General features: G+C 41.4%; 15 protein-coding genes. 8 read left to right on the top strand and 7 right to left on the bottom strand.

Annotation, left to right across the window (positions count from 1 at the left end):
• The first annotated feature begins 324 nt into the window (after positions 1-324).
• Together F6K63_RS29725 and F6K63_RS29720 are read left to right on the top strand one after the other, a co-directional pair.
• Positions 325-585: a hypothetical protein gene (locus tag F6K63_RS29725; protein ID WP_008184627.1), complete on the top strand. Its 261-nt coding sequence runs from the start codon at positions 325-327 to the stop codon at positions 583-585.
• Positions 578-991, top strand: coding sequence for a pepsin/retropepsin-like aspartic protease family protein (locus F6K63_RS29720; RefSeq protein ID WP_287267730.1), 414 nt, complete (start codon positions 578-580; stop codon positions 989-991). Before F6K63_RS29725 ends, F6K63_RS29720 begins: the two co-directional genes overlap by 8 nt.
• A 152-nt stretch (positions 992-1,143) precedes the next feature.
• Here F6K63_RS29720 and F6K63_RS29715 read toward each other — a convergent pair whose 3' ends face one another.
• Complete coding sequence (locus F6K63_RS29715; RefSeq protein WP_502708382.1) at positions 1,144-1,524, bottom strand: winged helix-turn-helix transcriptional regulator; 381 nt, start codon at positions 1,522-1,524, stop codon at positions 1,144-1,146.
• Between the two features lie 129 nt (positions 1,525-1,653).
• Here F6K63_RS29715 and F6K63_RS29710 point away from each other — a divergent pair, with 129 nt between their 5' ends.
• The 4 genes from F6K63_RS29710 to F6K63_RS29695 all read left to right on the top strand — a co-directional run bounded on the left by F6K63_RS29710 (position 1,654) and on the right by F6K63_RS29695 (position 6,190).
• Positions 1,654-2,271, top strand: coding sequence for an NAD(P)H-dependent oxidoreductase (locus F6K63_RS29710; RefSeq protein ID WP_287313962.1), 618 nt, complete (start codon positions 1,654-1,656; stop codon positions 2,269-2,271).
• Positions 2,272-2,309: 38 nt separating this feature from the next.
• Positions 2,310-3,029: a glutathione S-transferase family protein gene (locus tag F6K63_RS29705; RefSeq protein WP_287313961.1), complete on the top strand. Its 720-nt coding sequence runs from the start codon at positions 2,310-2,312 to the stop codon at positions 3,027-3,029.
• 604 nt (positions 3,030-3,633) lie between these two features.
• Positions 3,634-5,397: a mechanosensitive ion channel domain-containing protein gene (locus F6K63_RS29700; protein ID WP_287313960.1), complete on the top strand. Its 1,764-nt coding sequence runs from the start codon at positions 3,634-3,636 to the stop codon at positions 5,395-5,397.
• A 100-nt stretch (positions 5,398-5,497) separates the two neighbouring features.
• A complete protein-coding gene (locus F6K63_RS29695; RefSeq protein WP_287313959.1) occupies positions 5,498-6,190 on the top strand; it encodes a CPBP family intramembrane glutamic endopeptidase in 693 nt (230 codons plus the stop codon).
• A gap of 56 nt (positions 6,191-6,246) precedes the next feature.
• On the opposite strand, the gene queD is transcribed toward F6K63_RS29695, so the two are convergent.
• Positions 6,247-6,630 (bottom strand): 6-carboxytetrahydropterin synthase QueD, encoded by a 384-nt coding sequence (gene queD / locus F6K63_RS29690; protein WP_287313965.1) that lies wholly within the window; start codon positions 6,628-6,630, stop codon positions 6,247-6,249.
• 433 nt (positions 6,631-7,063) lie between these two features.
• On the opposite strand from queD, the gene fumC reads away from it, so the two are divergent.
• A complete protein-coding gene (fumC, locus tag F6K63_RS29685) occupies positions 7,064-8,458 on the top strand; it encodes a class II fumarate hydratase (RefSeq protein WP_071105685.1) in 1,395 nt (464 codons plus the stop codon).
• Between the two features lie 143 nt (positions 8,459-8,601).
• Here the strand turns inward: fumC and F6K63_RS29680 are convergent, their stop codons facing one another.
• Together F6K63_RS29680 and F6K63_RS29675 are read right to left on the bottom strand one after the other, a co-directional pair.
• Positions 8,602-8,955 carry a hypothetical protein gene (locus F6K63_RS29680; RefSeq protein WP_071105686.1) on the bottom strand — a complete coding sequence of 118 codons (354 nt, stop codon included), beginning with the start codon at positions 8,953-8,955 and terminating at the stop codon, positions 8,602-8,604.
• Between the two features lie 208 nt (positions 8,956-9,163).
• Positions 9,164-10,120: a cation diffusion facilitator family transporter gene (locus F6K63_RS29675; protein WP_287313958.1), complete on the bottom strand. Its 957-nt coding sequence runs from the start codon at positions 10,118-10,120 to the stop codon at positions 9,164-9,166.
• A 16-nt stretch (positions 10,121-10,136) separates the two neighbouring features.
• On the opposite strand from F6K63_RS29675, the gene F6K63_RS29670 reads away from it, so the two are divergent.
• Entirely contained in the window at positions 10,137-10,346 is a 210-nt protein-coding gene (locus F6K63_RS29670) for a hypothetical protein (RefSeq protein WP_287313957.1), read from the top strand.
• 210 nt (positions 10,347-10,556) lie between these two features.
• Here the strand turns inward: F6K63_RS29670 and F6K63_RS29665 are convergent, their stop codons facing one another.
• The 3 genes from F6K63_RS29665 to F6K63_RS29655 form a co-directional block, all read right to left on the bottom strand.
• A complete protein-coding gene (locus F6K63_RS29665; RefSeq protein WP_287313956.1) occupies positions 10,557-10,910 on the bottom strand; it encodes a DUF433 domain-containing protein in 354 nt (117 codons plus the stop codon).
• 499 nt (positions 10,911-11,409) lie between these two features.
• Positions 11,410-12,330 carry a choice-of-anchor L domain-containing protein gene (locus F6K63_RS29660; RefSeq protein ID WP_287313955.1) on the bottom strand — a complete coding sequence of 307 codons (921 nt, stop codon included), beginning with the start codon at positions 12,328-12,330 and terminating at the stop codon, positions 11,410-11,412.
• A gap of 97 nt (positions 12,331-12,427) precedes the next feature.
• Positions 12,428-18,718, bottom strand: a complete 6,291-nt coding sequence (locus F6K63_RS29655) for a calcium-binding protein (RefSeq protein ID WP_287313953.1) — start codon at positions 18,716-18,718, stop codon at positions 12,428-12,430.
• Between the last annotated feature and the right edge of the window lie 569 nt (positions 18,719-19,287).

Genomic DNA, 19,287 nt, shown 5'->3' with positions numbered 1-19,287 from the left:
AATTCTAAATTCTAAATTCTAAATTCTAAATTCTAAATTCTAAATTCTAAATTCTAAATTCTAAATTCTAAATTCTAAATTCTAAATTCTAAATTCTAAATTCTAAATTCTAAATTCTAAATTCTACATTCTAAATTATAAATTCTAAATTCTAAATTCTAAATTCTAAATTCTAAATTCTACATTCTAAATTCTACATTCTACATTCTAAATTCTAAATTCTAAATTCTAAATTCTAAATTCTAAATTCTACATTCTACATTCTACATTCTACATTCTACATTCTACATTCTACCTATAGCATTTTCATTTGAGAGAACCAATATGTCCCTCAGCGAACTTTTACCCACGGTTAGTAAACTATCTCATCAAGATAAACTTCGACTCATCCACTTTCTTCTCCTTGCAGTTGCTAAAGAAGAAGGATGTAGCCTAGAATCTGTTGAAGATAGTGATTCTGAAAACGTGCTTCTGAATCAGTTGGCATCAACTGAAGCTGTGTTCTGGTCTCCTCAGGCAGATCACGAGGCAGTTCAAGCCTTGTCAGATCTTCTGGTAGCAGCACAGGAAGCAGCCAATGGTTGATGGTCAACGTTTTTCATTCACAGAGCGAACCGATAGCCTTGGGCGATCGAGCATCATGCCATATTTACCCTTGATTCTCAGTTTGGGGAACCGTTCTCTAGAAGTGATGGCATTGTTGGATACCGGTGCAAGTGTCAATGTTCTGCCTTACGAGATTGGCGTACAGCTAGGGGCAGTCTGGGAGAACCAAACCATCTCCATTCCCTTGAGTGGGAACTTGGCTCAAAGTCAGGCACGAGGATTGGTTATTTCGGGTACAGTTGCTTCGTTTTCGCCTGTTTTGCTGGCATTTGCTTGGACTCAATCCAAAGACGTGCCTGTAATTCTCGGACACATGAACTTTTTCGCGGAATTCAACGTGTGTTTTTATCGGCACCAGTTAGCTTTTGAGGTTTACCCAAGATAAAAACCAATTAATAGTATGACAAAATATAGCATTTTTATTTGAGATGTAAACATAGGATTGATAGAAAAAGCGATACAGCGATGCATCGCTACTCTCGACTCCCATTAACCCCAAGGGCGGGTTACCTCACCGAATTGAGAACTGCTAAAAGATTAGATATTATATTCCTCTGCCCATTTCTTTAGCTCCTCCAGAAATCTGAGGGCTGTTCGACCAAAATCTGTGATTTCATAGGCCACAGCAATGGGCTTGGTACTGATGACGTTACGGTTGACTAAGCCCGTATCCTCCATTTCTCTTAGCCGCTGGGTCACCATTTTTTTGCTAGCTCCGCCGATCTGGCGCGCCAGATCGTTGAATCGCATCGGGCCATCCTTGAGATGCCAAAGAATCGATCCTTTCCATTTGCCACCCAAAATCCTCATTCCACGCTCGATTGGACAGGGGCTGAGACAGGGGTCAATGGCTTTCTTGATGCGATCGCTATCGCTATTGGTTTTGATGTCGATATCGCTATCTGTTTCCATGTCCATGACGGAACTCATTTTTTATACCTGGTTACTAAACGTATACTAGTTGACTATAGTAACTTTAATTTTTACCATGAAGCAATACATGAAGCAATAACTGTACACATTATCTGATGGGGGGAAGTAATAGTCATGAAAACTTTGCTTTTGATTTTGGGCAAAGAGACTAAGGAGTTCGCCAAAGGCCGCTACAATCAAGGTCTTTTCGAGATAGCGGTGGAAATATTGAAAGATCAATACGAGCTACTCACCACTGTTGTGGAAGAAGGCTACAACATCCCAGAGGAGATTGCGAAATTCAAGCAAGCTGATGGGGTAATTTTTCAGTACCCAGTGTATTGGTTCATGATGCCGTCAATCCTGAAGCGTTACATAGACGATGTTTACGCCTATGGTGAGTTTTTCGGGCACAGTGATGGCTCATACGGATCGGGTGGCCTGATGAATGGCAAGAAATTCATGCTGTCTACTACATGGAATGCGCCCGCCGATGTTTTTAATAATCCCAATAGTTTCTTTGAAGGACGCTCACTAGAAGAGGTGCTGCTGCCCATGCGTAAAAGCCATGAGTTTTGTGGCTTCGAGGAATTGCCCCATTTCGCTTGCTACAACGTGATCAAAAATCCACAATTTGACGCTGACCGAGACCGATACATCAGTCACCTAAAGATGGTGTTTCTTGACTCCGCCCATGATTTAGGTGTTGAAGTAGCCGAGCCTCTGTCTGCTCCGTGCTCCAAAACTCATTAAAACTAACTCTTAGTAAGTATCTCATCCAAAGAAAAATCATGACAAAACAACCTGAGATTCATCTCTACACCGCATCGACTATGAACGGATGGAAGCCGCTGATTTTTCTTGAAGAAGCAGAAGTGGACTATGAGATGACCCATATTGACTTTTCCAAAAAAGAACAAAAGTCAGACTGGTACAAATCTCTTAACCCTAACGGGCGTATCCCGACCATCGTTGATCGTGGTAATGACGATTTTGTGGTTTTTGAGTCGGGTGCTATTCTTTGGTATCTGGCTCAGAAATATGGGAAGTTCCTTCCCGAAGGGGAAAAAGCACGATCCCAAGCACTTCAGTGGCTGATGTTTCAGATGAGTGGTATTGGACCGATGATGGGTCAAGCTATGTACTTTCAGCGGATTGCAGAACCTCAAGGGCATCGTGATGAATTTGCCATCAAGCGCTATGGGACAGAATCACGCAGGCTGCTGGAAGTCTTGGATCAGCAGCTTGAGGGGAAAACTTACATCCTTGGCGATGACTTCACGATTGTAGATATGGCCACTTATCCTTGGGCACGAGCTTATTACTGGGCGAAAGTATCAGTGGATGGGCTGAATAACCTTCAAGCCTGGTTTGACCGTATTGATGCCAGACCTGCAACTCAACGTGCACTAGAGCTCCCCAAACCTTTTCCTGCCTTTTTTGGTAAAGGGGATGTGGCTGCGGCAGAAGCTGCTAATTCCGCACGTTTTCAAAGTGATGTTAAACCATAAGCCATGGATGATGGAAACAAAAATTAACACTCGGGGAAATAAAAATGTGATAATATACCACTCAATCGGTGCTCAGGGAAGATTGGGCAAAATTTTTGTCCAAGGTGCTTATTGATCAAAAATGTTGGTTAACAATAAGGACATCTCTTGATTTGATCCAATAAAAAGCTATCTATATATATTTTACTGTTTATAGTAAAATATTTACCGTTAACTATTGACTTCTGCGGTATCTTTATTTCTTGGTTAGATAAAGAGAATTATAAACGGATAAATTCTGTCAAAATCCCGAATAGTTGGGGAGCATTCAGCTCTGCTCCTCCGCTCCTCTGGTGCTCTACTCCTCAGCCTAAATAGAGCAATGTTACAGCCCTGCCCATCTTTAGGGGGTAATGGGTAACTAACTGTTCAAAGTCAATGGTTAACACTCAACTAGTGAAGCCAACTATACAGGTTGCATCTTCATTGGTTAACACTTAATAGTGAAGCCAACTATACTTGTTAACTCTTCAGGTGCGACCCGAAGGCGCGCGCCATGAGGTGCGAATTTAATTCTTAATAGGTCAAGCACACCTAATTAACGTCTTATCAACACCAAAAACTAATGATTCGTTACCGACAAAAGAAAATTAGCATTTTGTTTGGCAGTCTCTTAATCGTTGGGGCATGGTGGTTACCTGTCCAAGCTCAACAAAGCACTAATGCACCTAATCAGAAAGCAGTTACAACTGAAGATCCAACTATTCCGATTGAGGAGCTAGAGCTAATGCTCAAGCCCTTGACATTAGATGAGCTGGAGGGTGAAGCTAAAGGGTGGATGTTCTTGCTTAAAACTAAAGTTAAAGAACTCAGCGATGCGGAAATTGCTGTCAAGCGCAAAAATCGAGAGCTTCAACAATCTAAGGAAGCTGTTGATGCCCTAGAAGAGGCCAAAGAAGCTCTTGAGGAAGCCAAAGACACTAAAGAAAAAATCGAGACTGAGGGAGCACCATCAGGTTCCGTTGAAGCTAATGACGCGGCTGTTGAAGCACAGGAAGCTCTCGAAAAAGCTCAGAAGTCAGTAGAAGAAGCGGTCAAAGAAGAAGAAAAGACCCAGCAGGATAAAACCTTGCAGGGGGCAATTGATAAAGCAGTTGAAGGTACGGAAGAGGATAAAAATAAAGCCAAAACCTCAGACGATGAAGTTGCTAAGGTTCAAGAGCAGATTGGGACAATTAGCAACAAAGTCGTTACTGATGAACAACAGCATAAAAAGACTGAACAGGGACTGGAAAAAGCTCAAGAAAAGATAGAAGAAGCGGTCGAGGCCAAGACCGAAGTTAAAAAGCAAGTACTGGTCAACCTCACGAAACTGCGGGATGAACGGGCTGGTTTGAGCGAACGCTTTGAGGTGGTACTTGAAGAGCTGGAAACTAAAGGTGGTGATGTCGAGTTGTACAAAAAATACGTCAATGCCATCAGTGGGATTAAGGTTGACGTAACCGACACTCAAGGAACCTGGATTACCATTGTTGGCTGGCTCCAGTCTAAAGAAGGAGGTCAGCGCTGGGCCAATAACATTGGCAAATGTCTAGGAATCATTGCTGGCTTTAGCATCCTCTCGGTGATCTTAAGTACAGTCCTCGAGAAATCTTTGGGGATGTTCCCGAATATCTCAGTTATGCTGGGTCAGTTCTTGGTTACTCTAACCCGCCAAGGATTATTTGTGGTGGGTATTCTTGTAGGGATTACTGCCCTAGAGGTCAGTATTGGACCACTGATCGCTATGATTGGAGCTGCTGGTTTTGTGGTAGCGTTTGCGTTCCAAAGTACCCTCGGTAACTTGGCCAATGGGTTAATGATTTTACTCTATAAACCTTTCGATGTGGGGGATACCATTGAAGTAGCTGGGGTAAAAGGAAAGGTTCAAGATGTTAACTTAATTTGCACCACCATCAAGACTTCTCAAAATAAAATTATTATTGTGCCGAACAACTCAGTCTGGGGTAACGTTATCGAGAATGAAACCATTAGCCCCGTCCGCGCTATCTTTATTACAGTTAGGATCAGCTACGCCAATAGTATTACTCAGGCGATCCAAGTTCTTCAGGATATTGCTAACTCTCATCCTTTAGTATTGAAAGACCCTGGACCTTGGATTGATACCGGTGAATTGGCTGAATATGCTGTTAACATTTGGTTTATGGTATATACTAAAAGAGAGGATTACTGGACAGCCTATTGTGACCTCAGACAAATTATCAAAGAAAGATTTGAAGAAGAGGGAATTGTGATCCCACTGCCGAGGCAGGAACTATACATCAGCGAAGCTATGGCGTTGGAAGAGGGCAGTATGGCAAAAAGGTTTAAAGACATGACGTTATCCTAGCTAAAACCTTAGGAAACTTTTACAACTGGCACAGAACTTACCGATAGTTTGCAGCAAAGCTTATAGCATAACCAATAAAGTTACCACCGGAGAATTTCCAATGCTCAAGACTGACTCTGGTCAAAATCCCCTATTGGCTCTGCTACTGCTAGTTCCTGCTGGGAGTATCGGTATAGCAATGGCACTATATATTGCTCCAGGATCATTAGGGCAGGCAGTATTCTCATTTTGCAAAGTCTGGTTACTAGCACTGCCTCTTGCTTGGTTTTTCTGGGTGGATCGTGGCAAGTTACGTTTATCCTGGCCGAAGCGGCAGGAGTTGTTGACTGGAACTATTTTGGGACTGGTGATGTTTGGGATCATCCTTGGGGCTTATTGGCTTTTTGGTCAGCACTGGATTGATCAGACGGATGTTCAAAGTCAAGCCCAAGAAGCTGGCATAACTAGTGCATACATTTATGTACTCGGGGCGATGTATTGGACTTTTATTAATGCCTTCCTGGAAGAGTATATCTGGCGTTGGTTTGTCTGGAGCAAGTGCCAGATTCTCATCCCCGGACTTGGGTCAGTATTGCTTTGTGCATTGCTGTTTACCCTCCATCACATTATTGCTTTAACCTTTTATACCCAGGATTGGCTGGTGGTCATACTTGGCTCATTAGGGGTGTTCATGGCTGGAGCGGTATGGTCGTGGTGCTATCTAACCTACCGTTCAATCTGGTCTGGTTATGTTAGTCATGTTCTTGCAGATTTAGCGATCGCATTTGTCGGTTGGCAACTCCTATTCGGGTAACTAAGTCCTTGAAGTTGAGTTTTGAGTGTTGAGTGTTAACTTCTATGGCTTTCCATTCAGGGCTTAGGTTTCATGTATCGCGTACCAGAGGTACAAGTTTCTTGAATTTCAACGGCATACAATCCTGGTAAACCGGCTTCTTCAAGTCGCTCAAAAACCCACTTGGCGATCGCTTCACTACTAGGATTTTCCAAGCCGGTTGTCTCATTGAGGTAATAATGATCCAAAAAGTTATCCAACAGAGGCTTGAGATAGGTCTTGATATCTCCATAGTCCATTATCATCCCCTGTTTGGAACCCTCCTCAATCAGTTGATTACCTTTGACATAAACTCGCCCCACCCAGCTATGGCCATGTAACCTACTACATTTGCCGTCATGATGGGGAAGGCGATGAGCAGCTTCAAACCGAAACTCCTTGTAAATTAACCATTCTTCCATCATTAATAATTTAGAATTTATAATTTATAATTTAGAATTTATAATGAAAAATTTATAATGAAAAATTTATAATTTAGAATTAATAATTAAGAATTTATCTTACACTTCTTCTAGAAAAAACTCTATTGATTTGAAACTAACTATAAGAGGTTATCTAGACAAATATAACAGGTAACAGTCTAAACTAGAGCCGATCGGTATTGGTTTTTATGATCAAGATTGGTTTTAATGATTGATTGGGAAATCATAATCAAGTTTTAATACAGCCATAAACGGTTACCAAAATTGCTGATATCTATCGCTATTTTAAACATAGCATGAAGTACCAGAAAAGCGATGCATCCTTACTCCCTACTCCCTACTCCCTACTCCCTACTCCCTACTGTCTTTGCTATACCATAAACGAAGGAAGCAAGGGGAGTTGATATCACTGATGACTAAGATGCGAACAGAAACCGATAGCATGGGGGAAATCGAAGTTCCTGCTAATCGGTATTGGGGCGCTCAAACTCAGCGATCGCTAAAATATTTCTCGATTGGACAAGACTTTATCCCTCCGGAAGTGATAACAGCGATGGCTATTCTGAAAAAAGCGGCTGCTCTGACTAACTGTGAACTGGGTAAACTACCAGAGGATAAAGCTAAGTTAATCATTGAAGCAGCAACAGAGGTCATCGAAGGCCAGCTAGACGGTAACTTCCCTCTCCGTGTTTGGATGACTGGTAGTGGTACCCAGTGCAACATGAACGTGAACGAGGTGATTGCTAATCGTGCTATTGAACTAGCTGGGGGGGTGATGGGTAGCAAAAAACCCATTCATCCCAATGACCACGTGAATATGTCCCAATCTTCTAATGATACCTTTCCCACGGCCATGCACATCGCGTCAGCGGTAGCCTTTCATGAGCAACTGATGCCCAAGGTGAACAAAATGCGGGATTCTCTAGAGGAGAAGGCGAAAGCATGGGATAATATAGCTAAAATTGGGCGCACTCACCTTCAAGATGCTGTACCGTTAACCTTGGGTCAAGAGTTTTCCGGTTACGTTGCCCAGCTAGATGCTAATTTAGCACGGATAGACTCTGTTCTTCCTGGCTTATACGAGTTGGCGATTGGTGGAACCGCTGTCGGGACTGGGTTAAATGCTGGCAAGGGGTTTGCTGAAAAGGCTGCTGAGCATATTGCTAAGTTAACCGGCTTGCCCTTTGTGTCTGCTCCTAACAAGTTTGCGGCTCTAGCAGCTCATGATGACATGGTTATGGCTAGCGGTGCCCTGAAAACCCTAGCGTGCTCGTTATTGAAGATTGCTAATGATATCCGTTTCCTTGGGTGTGGACCACGGTGCGGATTTGCGGAACTGAAGCTGCCATCCAATGAGCCAGGGTCTTCGATTATGGCAGGGAAAGTTAATCCGACCCAGTGCGAAGCGATGACTATGGCTGCTACTCAGGTGATGGGCTACGATAGTGCGATCGCATTTGCTGGTGCTCAGGGGCACTTTGAGTTGAACACCTTTAAGCCTATGATTGTGTTCAACTTGCTCCAATCTGTCCATCTACTTGCTGACAGCTGCAACAATTTCACAGACTTCCTGCTGAAGGGACTGGAACCGAATCGAGAGAAAATCCAGTATTTCCTGGAACAGTCCCTGATGCTAGTCACTGCTTTGAGTCCAATCATCGGTTACGACAAAGCTGCAGAAGTGGCGCACCATGCTTCTGAGAAGAACCTTACCCTGAAAGCAGCTTGCCTAGAATTAGGCTATGTTTCTGCTATTGAATTTGACCAGATTGTTGATCCTTATCGGATGGCTTATCCTTTTGATTAGCTTTTTAGGGAGTAGGGAGTAGGGAGTAGGGAGTAGGGAGTCGGCGTTGGTCTGGTCAAGGTAACGGGAGCTAAAATCATTACTTGTTTGACACTACCGATTTTTTCCCTGTTGCCTATTAGCTGTTGCCTATTCCCTGCTCCCTAAAACCCAGGATTTTGTACCTCACCGAATTGAGAACTGCTATGATAGGCCATTCTAGTAGAATGGTTGATAGCCCAAACATTAATACTTAAGCAGATACCTCCTAAAGTAAACAGAATGTAGGTAGGAGCCATCACCACTCCAATCATCAACCAACTACAGACATGGAATATTACTGCCAAAGCTGGGATGCAGGCAAGTAAAGCAGCTTTTCGCACCTGAACTTGGGGATAACCAATGACAGTAAAAATGATGCTTTGCAAGGTCAGCAGCAAGTTAGCAGGAACTAAAATGGCACAGATGGCTACACAATGGTTACGGGAGAAATCACATAGGATATTAAAGTCAAACATTGAAAAATTGGTAACATTATCCTTTTCAGTTTATAGTTAAAGGCTTCACAGACATCGGGCATTGCTCAATAGTGGAATGATTAAGGGTAATCGGCAGAAGTGTTGAACTTCGGACACCGACTCCCGACTCCCAACTCCCTACTCCCTACTCCCGACTCCCAACTCCCAACTCCCGACTCCCTACTCCCGACTCCCGACTCCCTACTCCCTACTCCCCATCTGGGTCATCTTTACCGTTCATTTGTTGGTTACGGTTCGAGCCATTCCATCGTAAGGATTCGGTTAAGTCATCATCGATGTGGAAAATAGCTTGTACTGGTCCGTAGCGTTCTTGAATTCCTCCCTGAATCCGTTCAGCAATCAGGGAAATGACTCCTGAAAACTCTGGATGCACTACCAAATGCATTTCAACATACATGAAGCGTCCTACAACACCCCGGCACTGAATTTGATCACAGCGAGTGACACCTCCAACTTGATGGGCTATTTGAGCGATCGCTTCTGGATCAATGGGATTTTGTTTGACTAGCAGGGGCAATTGCCAGTTGATAACTTGCCAACAATTTGCCCCGGCAAAGAGCACCAGCACACTACTCAACAGTGGATCCAGCCATAGGAAACCTTGGGAAACGCCCCAAAGCCCACCGAGTACTAGTATAGTTAAGCCCACATCCTGAAGCATTTGAGCCGCCTGAAAGCGTAGGGTAGGACTCCTGACCACTCTAGCTTGGTAAACCATCAGGCAAGACCAACCAAGGCTCATGGCTAATACTGCTCCCAACAGCTGTACTAAGGGTAAACTGAGCCGGACACCAATAGTTAAGGTTCCTCCCTGAATCAGGGTTAGTAACTGCTGAGAGGACAGTAAGCACAAATTTCCCCCAGCAAAGCCGAAAAAGGCAATTAGCACAAAGGTAATCACCGTTTCCCGTTTACCATGACCATAGACTGACAGATCTGGCGAATTGTCATAGGTAGTGATCATCAGCAAATTGACAAGGGTATTAAAGCAAATTAATAGGGTGAACAGAGATTCCCCCATCAGACTGAGCGATTGGGTAGCCCAAGCTGCTGACACCTTGACTGATAAAACAAACAAGCTGAGCCAGAGGGTAATGAATAAGACCAGACGACTAGTCTGATCGCGGTTTGGTCCTTCGGTCATGGCCTGAAGGTAACAGATGTCGATTACCTTCACATTATCTTGGATTACCCTATTATTTATTTGGGCATCAGGCAATTATGCCATTTTATGGCAGTTCTTAATGGTTTTGGGGAGTCGGGAGTCGGGAGTCGGGAGTCGGGGTAAGCGGTCAGCGGTCAGCGGTCAGCGGTCAGTAGTCAGCCGTCAGCCGTCAGCGGTCAGCGGTCAGCCTTTAGCCTTTAGCTGAAAACTGTTCGCGTAGCGTGGGCGTAGCGCTAATCGCTGATAGCTAATCGCTGATAGCTGATAGCTGATAGCTGATAGCTGATAGCTGATAGCTGATAGCTGATAGCTGATAGCTGATAGCTGATAGCTGATAGCTGATAGCTGATAGCTGATAGCTGATAGCTGATAGCTGATAGCTGAATGCTTACCTAAAACCTATTTCAAATGCGTTTTAGGTTACAGCCTTAACTGATTTAGTAGACTCTTGCTGAGCATCTGCTTCTGCTTTTAATTGCCGAAACCTCTGCCGTGCAGGGGAAGGATTACGTTTTTGCTGTTCTCGTTGTTGACGGCAAAACTCTAGCCAGTCAGCCAAGTAAGCCCTGACCTCCTCTTTGTTGTGTAGATAGTAGAGGATGGTGGCGTAGACTTCTTCTAGGGTAATGGTCTCAAATTGTTCAGCAATTTCTTCGGGGGTTTTGGCACGATAGATGTATTCGTAGAGGACACTTTCGATGCCAATGCGGCTACCTTTGATGCGGATATCATCAGAGGCTAGGAAGTTGAAGTAGTCTTGGATTTGCATTTAGCAAAGGGTACAGGGAGTCGGGAGTCGGGAGTCGGGAGTCGGGAGTCGGGAGTCGGGAAGAAAAATTATCACAATTCCTACACGGATTGCTATAGCAATTTGCAATTACCAGGTAAAAGTTCTTTTGAATTATAGCGTTTCGTGTAGGAATTGTAAACAAGGATTACAGTTTTTAACCTTGTCCTGATGCAGTCGCTCATGGGGAGGGGCTGCATCAAGACAAGGCAGGGTTTATTGATAACTATCGGCTGCTAGCACAAAATAGCGTTCTCTTTCTTGCGCTTACTCTGACATTAATGTTCCATAATTTTTGATATAAATTGTAGATAATTCAGGTTTTTAAAAGATGAATAGTTATGCTGACTTCTGTAGGAGAGCTTGTTTTCAATTAAATCTGCCAAAGTCTTTTGAAACTGAGATAATTCAAAGGTCTCAATTATTCTGTGTCGTAACTGTTCGGGCTGGTATATCATTCCCCCAAAAATTTATTTTAAAACTAATCTCTGGTTAAAAGTCCAGTCAGAAGCAATCCACCAAGAAAAAGCATCCCTAATGAAGACGCTGGTTCTGGCACTTTCAGATTGCTTTCATCATCTAAAGCACCATCAAGGCCATCACCAACAATTGAAGGTGGTTTCACAGTACCAAGAGTTCCAGCTTTCAGGAAAACAGCAGAATCATATATCCCATCTCTGACATCTTGAATCTTAATTTCAAGTCTGTTGCGTGAGTTTTGTAGTAGTGGCCCCGAGAAAAGCAAAGGACGTGTATAGCCATCTATTTTTGTAAAATTACTAACTGAACCTGTCCCAACAGGGTTATAGATAAAATCAGGATGATATGGGTCAGCTTCGCTTTCAATACCTGGTTCAGGATCGAAAAATAACTGGTTAATAGTTGCTGGACGACCATCAGTTAATGTTGCTAGGTTAACCCCATTTAACAGAAATTCAAATGAATCATTGAAAGGGCTTCCACCATACTCAATGAATTCTTCGGATCCGAATATATATTGAAAGTACAGAGTATCTTTTTCTGAACTAACATCAAACTCAATAACCAATGACGTTATATCTTCACCTGGAGTACCAAAATCTGTACTTAAATCTTGTGTAAAACTAGGATTTTCTCCATCAAAACTGTTAATACCGACAATCTCATTGACTTTTCCTGTACTCAATACAATACCCGATTCTAATCTAAATGGATCATCTTCAAAAACACCAAATCCTCTTGAATCTCCATTTAATTCAACTTTAAAATCACTAAGTCCTGTAGTATCACCCAACAAAAAGTCAATTAAAAAATTAGGTGAACTGTTTTGTTGCACATCAAAACCTGTTGCTGGTTGCACAGGAATAAATGTTAAGGTGCTCGTTAAGATGAACAACAAGCTCTCAATTTTTATTGATTTCATTTTACCTCTCCAATTAAGGTATTTAATATGAATTTACAAGTTTCACTTTGAGTCTTGCTAAACTTTGATACAATCAAACAGAAATAGAGTATTATTTTTACTCTAAAAGAACACCGCAGTGATCTTCTACTTTGTTGAATATAAAGTAATCATCCTGAATATCTAGGTCGAAACCTCCTTGAACAATTCCAATTAGTTCATCTTTATTTGTCTCACGAGACCCACGGCTAAAAATTCCTATTCCTGTTGGTAAAGTATCCCCTGTAGAAGCCAAGTAGTAATCATGAAATAACTGAATACAACCTTTTTCTGTAAAATAAAGGTGGATAGTATCCTCAGAAGGATTAAAGTCTGTAATGATAGCGTAGCTGTCTGAAGCTTTATAGTAATATGATGAGCTATTCCCCAGATAAAATTCGTCAGCACCATCCCCACCAGTGAGAACATCAATCTCTTGTACATTGTTGCTATTTGAAGTTCCTTTTAGGACATCATTACCAGAACCCCCTTCTAAAGTATCGCTACCATTACCTCCCAAGAGAGTATCATTGTTACCGTTGCCTTGAAGTAGATCATCACCTTCTAAACCTCTTAAATTGTTACTACTAGAATCACCAGCAAGAGAATCGTCTTGACTAGAACCTGTAATGTTTTGGATATTAATGAGAGTATCACCTTCAGCATCACCACCTAGAATGTTTCCAGTTTCTAAGTTAATCCTGACACCTTCAAGGGAATTAGAATAAGAAGCTGTATTGATACCACTTCCACCATCTAATGTATCTGCACCGCCTTTCCCGGTCAGGTTATCATTTCCTGCATCTCCATAAAGCTGATTAGCTTGATTATTACCGAATAACCAATCATCATATATAGAACCATGTAAGTTCTCAATTGAGATGAGTTGATCACCAGCAGCATCGCTGAATGGGTTCAGATATACAAATTCTTGAAAAGATTTTTCTAGGTCAACATATACACCTGAGAAACGGGCATTTTCATAGCTAGCTGTATCTTGACCTTCACCACCATCTAGCACATCAGCACCAGCTCCTCCAATTAAAATATCATCTCCATCATCAGCTTGAATCCTATCATTTCCATTACCACCACTAATTAGATCATCACCAACCCCAGCAAAAATAGTATCAAAACCACCACCACCTTGGATATTGTCACTTTGAATCGTGCCAATTATTTGACTTCGTTCAATGTTAAAGAAACTAATAGCATCATTTAATTGCTGACCATTTAAATCTGTTCTTTGTCTAGAAATATAACCAGAGGTTGCATTATCGCTGTCGAAACCTCCAGTGATGCCACTCCCCCAGTCATTCCTGATACCATAGTTGACAATTAAGAGGTCATCTCCTTCTCTTCCATCAACAAAGTCAGTTTCACCACTGCTTATATCTGGATCAATATCATTATTGCCAATATCTCCAAAGAAGGTATCCCCGTATGGAGAACCCTTTAGGTTTTCAGTTGTTGACTGGCTATTTTGTTTTTCAAAAGTATCACCAGTCCCTTCTCCCCTAAATCCTTGAGAGGCTAAGTCAACACCAACACTGGAAAGAGCTTCACTGTAGTCAGCCCAGTCTTCTCCTTCTCCACCGTTAAACTGATCAGCTCCTACTCCACCAATTAGCGTATCATTACCACCATCACCATATAATTTGTCATTACCCTCAAGACCTCGTATTTCATTGTCACCTAAATCACCTTCCAGTTTGTTATCATCTTGATGTGAACCTGTCAGATTTTCAAAGGAACTGTACTTGCTGAACTCAGAAGTTTTTTCAAAAAATGCAAAAGCAATACTGTCTCCATTTGCCTCTCCTCCAGTACCCTTACCATCTTTGAGACTAACTGCTATACCTGTTGAAGAAGATTCATAAGAAAGTACATCTTTATCAGAACTCTCCGAGGATCGACGAACACCACCACCATCAAGTTGATCAGCCCCTTCACGACCTTCTATAACATCATTACCTTCTGAGCCGTTTAAAATATTTGCTTTCTCGTTACCTCTGAGATCGTCTGGATGTACTGTTGCTAAGATATGCTCGATAGAGATTAGCTGATCACCTGTTGCTTCTCCACCTGTAGCAAAGCCTGTCTCTAAATCAATTCTCACACCAGCAAAAGAATTTAAATAGCTAGTTCCATCTCCCTTGATATAGCTAGTTCTATCTCCCTTGATATAGCTAGTTCCATCTCCCTTATTTCCTTCTTCACCACCATCAATCAAATCTGCACCAAGACCACCAATAAGGAAATCATCACCGCCCAAACCGTAAATTTTGTCATTTCCATCTAGACCGTCAATAACTTCATTATTTTGATCGGTGCCAGTCATGACATCATCTTTGTTTGTTAGATCAAACTGCTCAACATTGATTATTGTATCAGTCTGACCATTGGCTCGTTTCACATAAATCTTCCCATCTGCATCTGGGGCAAGTTTTCCCGTGATTCCCTCAGTTTCATTGGCGTAACTAATAGCATCAACGTCTTTCCCATCATCGTCTTTACCGCCATCAATGGTATTGTTACCCTCACCTCCCTCAAAGAAATCGTTTCCCTTGCCACCCTTGAGGACATCATTTCCTTTTCCTCCAGATAGGAAGTCATCTCCGTCATTCCCTTCAAATGTATCTAAACCACTTCCACCGAATAGCTCATCATCATTCCCGCCACCTTTAATAAAGGTAGGAGCTAAGACAGTATTTCCAATCTCAATACGATCTTTACCTTTGCCTCCATTACCTTCTATTTGTTTAATATTGTTGTAAGAGGCATTACCTCGCGGTTCATTTTGACCAGAGATTTCTCCGTTCTCAGTATCTTGGTATTCTACAGCATAGGATTCAACTTCGATAGTCTCTGCACCCAATTCACCATCAATGTGGTTAACCAGAACTAAGTCATTACCACCATTGGTCTTCAGTTTAAGGATGCCATCTTCTTCAATAGCACCATCACCATCGCCATCAGAGCATCCAGCATGGAAATCTACCAAGGTTTCTCTAACAATAGTAATTCGCTTGCTAAAGCTAAAAGGCCCGAAGCCTATCCGAATCTTGGCTCCTAGAATTGCATCCAGACCTCCTTCTAGTTCAAATAAACAGCCAAGGTTATCAAAATCAAGGATATGCTTTCTGCCTTCTCTATATTTACGTGGGTCGTCATCTGGGAGGTTTGATTCGTCTGGTAGAAGGTCTAAATAAGTTGTTCCTGCAATCCCTGCCTCAACACTACCTCTTAATATCCCTAAATTAATGCCTACGTCTGCTGCAATTGCTGCCCCCAAACCAGCGGCAAATCCCCCTTCTCGGCTACCATCAAGAGGCTGTGGTACTGAATCAGTAGGCAGATCAGCGACGTAAAGTCCTTGGGCAATCAAAGATGGATCTTGATAGCCACTGGCTTTAAATTGTTCTAGACCATAGGTGTCAAATCCAAAGTCTAAGTTAGCCGCAGCTCCAGCTCTACCTAAAATCTGAACAGTGAGAGGGCCAAAGATACGAAATTCTGGTGACTTATATTCAAACCCTAAACCTAGAACGGGTAGATCTAAGTTGAATAAATCAACAGGTTTCCCCAGTAAAAGGTTGAAGGCTGTAGTTGGTTCCGTTAGGATTGGGAACGTCAGATTTGTTGAAGAATCTTCTAAGGTTGAAGTAAATCCATTAATAACGTTCTCTGAAGAATCTAGAAAATCATCAGTTTCTTCACCGGATAGAATAGGAGAAACACTTTCAAGCCCACCATTTTGAACCTCTGCACCATTAACAGTGAAGTCTCCAAAATTAATCTTTGTATTTTGGGAATCTGCTGAAATAGAGTTAATCAAATTAACGACTTCAGCTATTTCACTAGCAACTTTAATAAACTCTAGAGTTTGTGGCTCGAAAAAGGATGAGCCAGCCTTTTCCGCAACTTCAGCCAGGGACTTTCTCCAAAGAAGAAACTGTTTTTTTCCAAGCGTATCTGTTATTTTTTTAATCGGGAAAGTGTCTGTTACTTCCTGAATAACATCAAAGGTAGGGCCAGCAACGCGACTGAGGAAGCTTCCTAACCCAAGCTGAACATCCCTAAATGTAATTTCAGGATCACTTTCATTAAGAAAATCAATATCAATGTCTAAATCCGTTTCAATAGAGGGCAAAACGACAGAATCATCAAAACTTGTTTTTAAGTTAAGGTTGATATCAGCTTCTCCTGTAGGGTTAAAGTCTTTAATGGCAATACTCTCATCGGAAAAATCTAAGTCAATTGCTGCCCCTAAGCTGACTTTACTAGGAGTAAGTCCATCGCCATCAATATCAACTCCATCATTGTCTGAATTGGTATCTGTATCCTCATCAGTGATATTAAACTGAAAGAAGCCCAAGTTACCATTAAAATCTACATCAGGGATCGATGTATCAAGTCTGATTGAAAGATCTTCTTCTTCTGGAGTATCAAAGAAAAATTCACCATCTCGAAGTCCGAATGAAAAGTCGAACTCATAGTTGAACGCTGTTTTGACAGTCCCACCATCAACAACTTCTAATCCAAGCCAGGGCAAACCGAAGTCTGCACTTAGAGATCTTTCAATTAGTGGTAAATCCGAGTTTAATGAAAGGTTAACAGCAAAATCTCCATTGATATCTCCTGTCACCTCAATATCATCCTCACTATCAACAAGATTTAAGCCATCAGAATCAAGAGCATCAACAAGTAATTTTTGGACGGATTCTAAGTTATCTTCATTCGACAATTGCCTGAAAATAGGAACCAGTGTATTTCTGATTTCACCAAGAAAATTTATAGGTTTCGGTAGTGAAGAGTTTGCTTCTACTGAAACCAATATTGAATCATTCTCTACATCATAATAAGCTGTTTGGTTCAGCTTTTGTTCTTCAACAGAATCATAAGAAGCTTCAACCTGAATCGATCGGCTATTTTCAACAGGAGTAAGCTCAGAGCTTGAACTTGAAAAAGATTTGAGTTCTACGTCTTCTTGATTGGAAAAAGGTACTGGACTTGATGAAAACACTGATGACCATTTATCTTCTGTGAGTGTTTCTAACGTCGTAAGGCTAGAATCTAAGGCATCAGCAATTGTTGTTCCTGCACTATTGGATTGTGATGATAAAGTGAAATACCAATTATCAATCCGGTTTTCAGAAAGACAATCAAATCCCATATAATTTTCGGGAAAATTTACTTTTTCTTTTCTGTTTTTACCTACAAAACGAACAATAGACTGTGCCCAACTATTACTATTGACGGGCTTTTCTACATAATCACCTGTATAAGGAAAGCCCAAATTTATAGCTTTTTCTTTAGACTTATGGTTTTTTGAATCTGCTGCGCATCCAGGTTCCCCTGAACCTAATATATCAGGGTAGTATATAGGTATCTCACTCTCATTTAAGGTATAAGCTCTGACAGCATCTAGTAAGTCATAAATAAAATCAGATGATACGCTTGTACTATCTGAAAACTTAACTTCATGTAACTCAGGGTCCCACGATATTAGAGCTTCACGTTTACCTGTAAATTTTTCACGAGCTGCATCAAGATCTGATTCTCTGGAAAATTCTACTTGAAGCCTATCAGATGGATTATGAGCACCAATGACTATGTAGTTCTTGCTCAGTTGTTGACTTGAATTATTGAAATTTTCAATTTCAATATCTATATCAGAGTAATTTTCAGTTAAGTATTTTGATAAATTACTATCAATATTAAAAATCTCAATTATTAAAAATTGATGAGTTCCAACTGGAAAACGAGCAAGGTCTCTTGCCGCCACGTATAATTTTCCTTCAATTTCTTCTGGTCTGAAAGTCTGAGTTTCATATAAAAGTGTACTTGATTCATCTAAATGAAGAGACAGAAAATCCTGATCGCTTTTGATAGTTGCTACTTTTTCTGAATCTAATTCTTTACCTTGAACTAGATAGCTAAAATACTCTCCCTCATCTCCAGGTGTATCTTCAGTATTAATAGTTGAATCAATTAAATGACCTAGCTCCTCTAAGAGAACATCCGTAGTTTTCTGAATATCAGAGCTATTGGCACTAATAAAATCCTGTGAAAGGTACACTCTGTTGTTACTTGCCGCAAATGCAGCATTTGCTCCATTTAGTTCATCAGCAGAGCGAATCTCAAATTTTGGTAACCAGTCTAAGCTGCTTGAGGTAAAATTCTGACGTAACTCATCTAGCTTCTGGGTATCAAACTGATCACCAAAGACTTCAATAATCTTCTGCTCAAACGACTCATCTGTTGCAAAATCAGCCAAAATTGATAGAGCCTGATCCAATGCCCTATCCAGGATTAATATCCCACTATCTGTCAATAACTCACTTCCAACAAAATCTACTCTAGACATTACTCCAAGCTCCATAAGCAGAATAGTTCACAAGAATGTGTATATTTCTCAAGTTGACCCATTCTGAAGGTGGAATGTGGGGTATGAGTGAGAAATTAATGATCCTCGTGGACTATTTAAGTTTTGAGGCGACGTGGAACGCACCCCTATATTTAAGACTCAGCCCTAGAAAAAAAAAATGTGCAAAATCTGATCTAAAAAGTTGCAAAGCTAGTAATGATGAGCCATACAGCCAGTAGAGCTTCGGGAGGCTTGAGTAATCAGGGACTACCGGTGTGGTCTTGGGGGTTTCCCCCATGAACGACTGCCGTGGTTCCCGCCATGATCAACTCCATCAAGACAGTGAGATGCAGCCCTTCAATCTCAAGTGCTTCATAAGAATTATAATTATCAACAGAAGAGTCATTGTTAGTTCCCTCTCAGGGTAAAGGCAAAAATTAATAATGGAGCATAATTATCAACACTATTGATAAAAGTATGCAATAGTGCTGATAATCAAGGCTTAATATGGTCATAATTATTGCCCCATATCACATTTTGGCTCAATTTTTCTGGCGCTTACCCTAAGT

The sequence above is a fragment of the Moorena sp. SIO1G6 genome (genome assembly GCF_010672795.1).
In the GTDB taxonomy this organism is placed as follows: domain Bacteria; phylum Cyanobacteriota; class Cyanobacteriia; order Cyanobacteriales; family Coleofasciculaceae; genus Moorena; species Moorena producens.
The sequence above is the reverse complement of the archived record's forward strand: the minus strand, read 5'-3'. Positions and strand labels throughout refer to the sequence as shown.

Coding starts and splice junctions, on each gene's coding strand:
- F6K63_RS29725 (WP_008184627.1), top strand. CDS start 325: ATGTCCCTCAGCGAACTTTTACCCACGGTTAGTAAACTATCTCATCAA.
- F6K63_RS29720 (WP_287267730.1), top strand. CDS start 578: ATGGTTGATGGTCAACGTTTTTCATTCACAGAGCGAACCGATAGCCTT.
- F6K63_RS29715 (WP_502708382.1), bottom strand. CDS start 1,524: ATGGACATGGAAACAGATAGCGATATCGACATCAAAACCAATAGCGAT.
- F6K63_RS29710 (WP_287313962.1), top strand. CDS start 1,654: ATGAAAACTTTGCTTTTGATTTTGGGCAAAGAGACTAAGGAGTTCGCC.
- F6K63_RS29705 (WP_287313961.1), top strand. CDS start 2,310: ATGACAAAACAACCTGAGATTCATCTCTACACCGCATCGACTATGAAC.
- F6K63_RS29700 (WP_287313960.1), top strand. CDS start 3,634: ATGATTCGTTACCGACAAAAGAAAATTAGCATTTTGTTTGGCAGTCTC.
- F6K63_RS29695 (WP_287313959.1), top strand. CDS start 5,498: ATGCTCAAGACTGACTCTGGTCAAAATCCCCTATTGGCTCTGCTACTG.
- queD (WP_287313965.1), bottom strand. CDS start 6,630: ATGGAAGAATGGTTAATTTACAAGGAGTTTCGGTTTGAAGCTGCTCAT.
- fumC (WP_071105685.1), top strand. CDS start 7,064: ATGACTAAGATGCGAACAGAAACCGATAGCATGGGGGAAATCGAAGTT.
- F6K63_RS29680 (WP_071105686.1), bottom strand. CDS start 8,955: ATGTTTGACTTTAATATCCTATGTGATTTCTCCCGTAACCATTGTGTA.
- F6K63_RS29675 (WP_287313958.1), bottom strand. CDS start 10,120: ATGACCGAAGGACCAAACCGCGATCAGACTAGTCGTCTGGTCTTATTC.
- F6K63_RS29670 (WP_287313957.1), top strand. CDS start 10,137: ATGTCGATTACCTTCACATTATCTTGGATTACCCTATTATTTATTTGG.
- F6K63_RS29665 (WP_287313956.1), bottom strand. CDS start 10,910: ATGCAAATCCAAGACTACTTCAACTTCCTAGCCTCTGATGATATCCGC.
- F6K63_RS29660 (WP_287313955.1), bottom strand. CDS start 12,330: ATGAAATCAATAAAAATTGAGAGCTTGTTGTTCATCTTAACGAGCACC.
- F6K63_RS29655 (WP_287313953.1), bottom strand. CDS start 18,718: ATGTCTAGAGTAGATTTTGTTGGAAGTGAGTTATTGACAGATAGTGGG.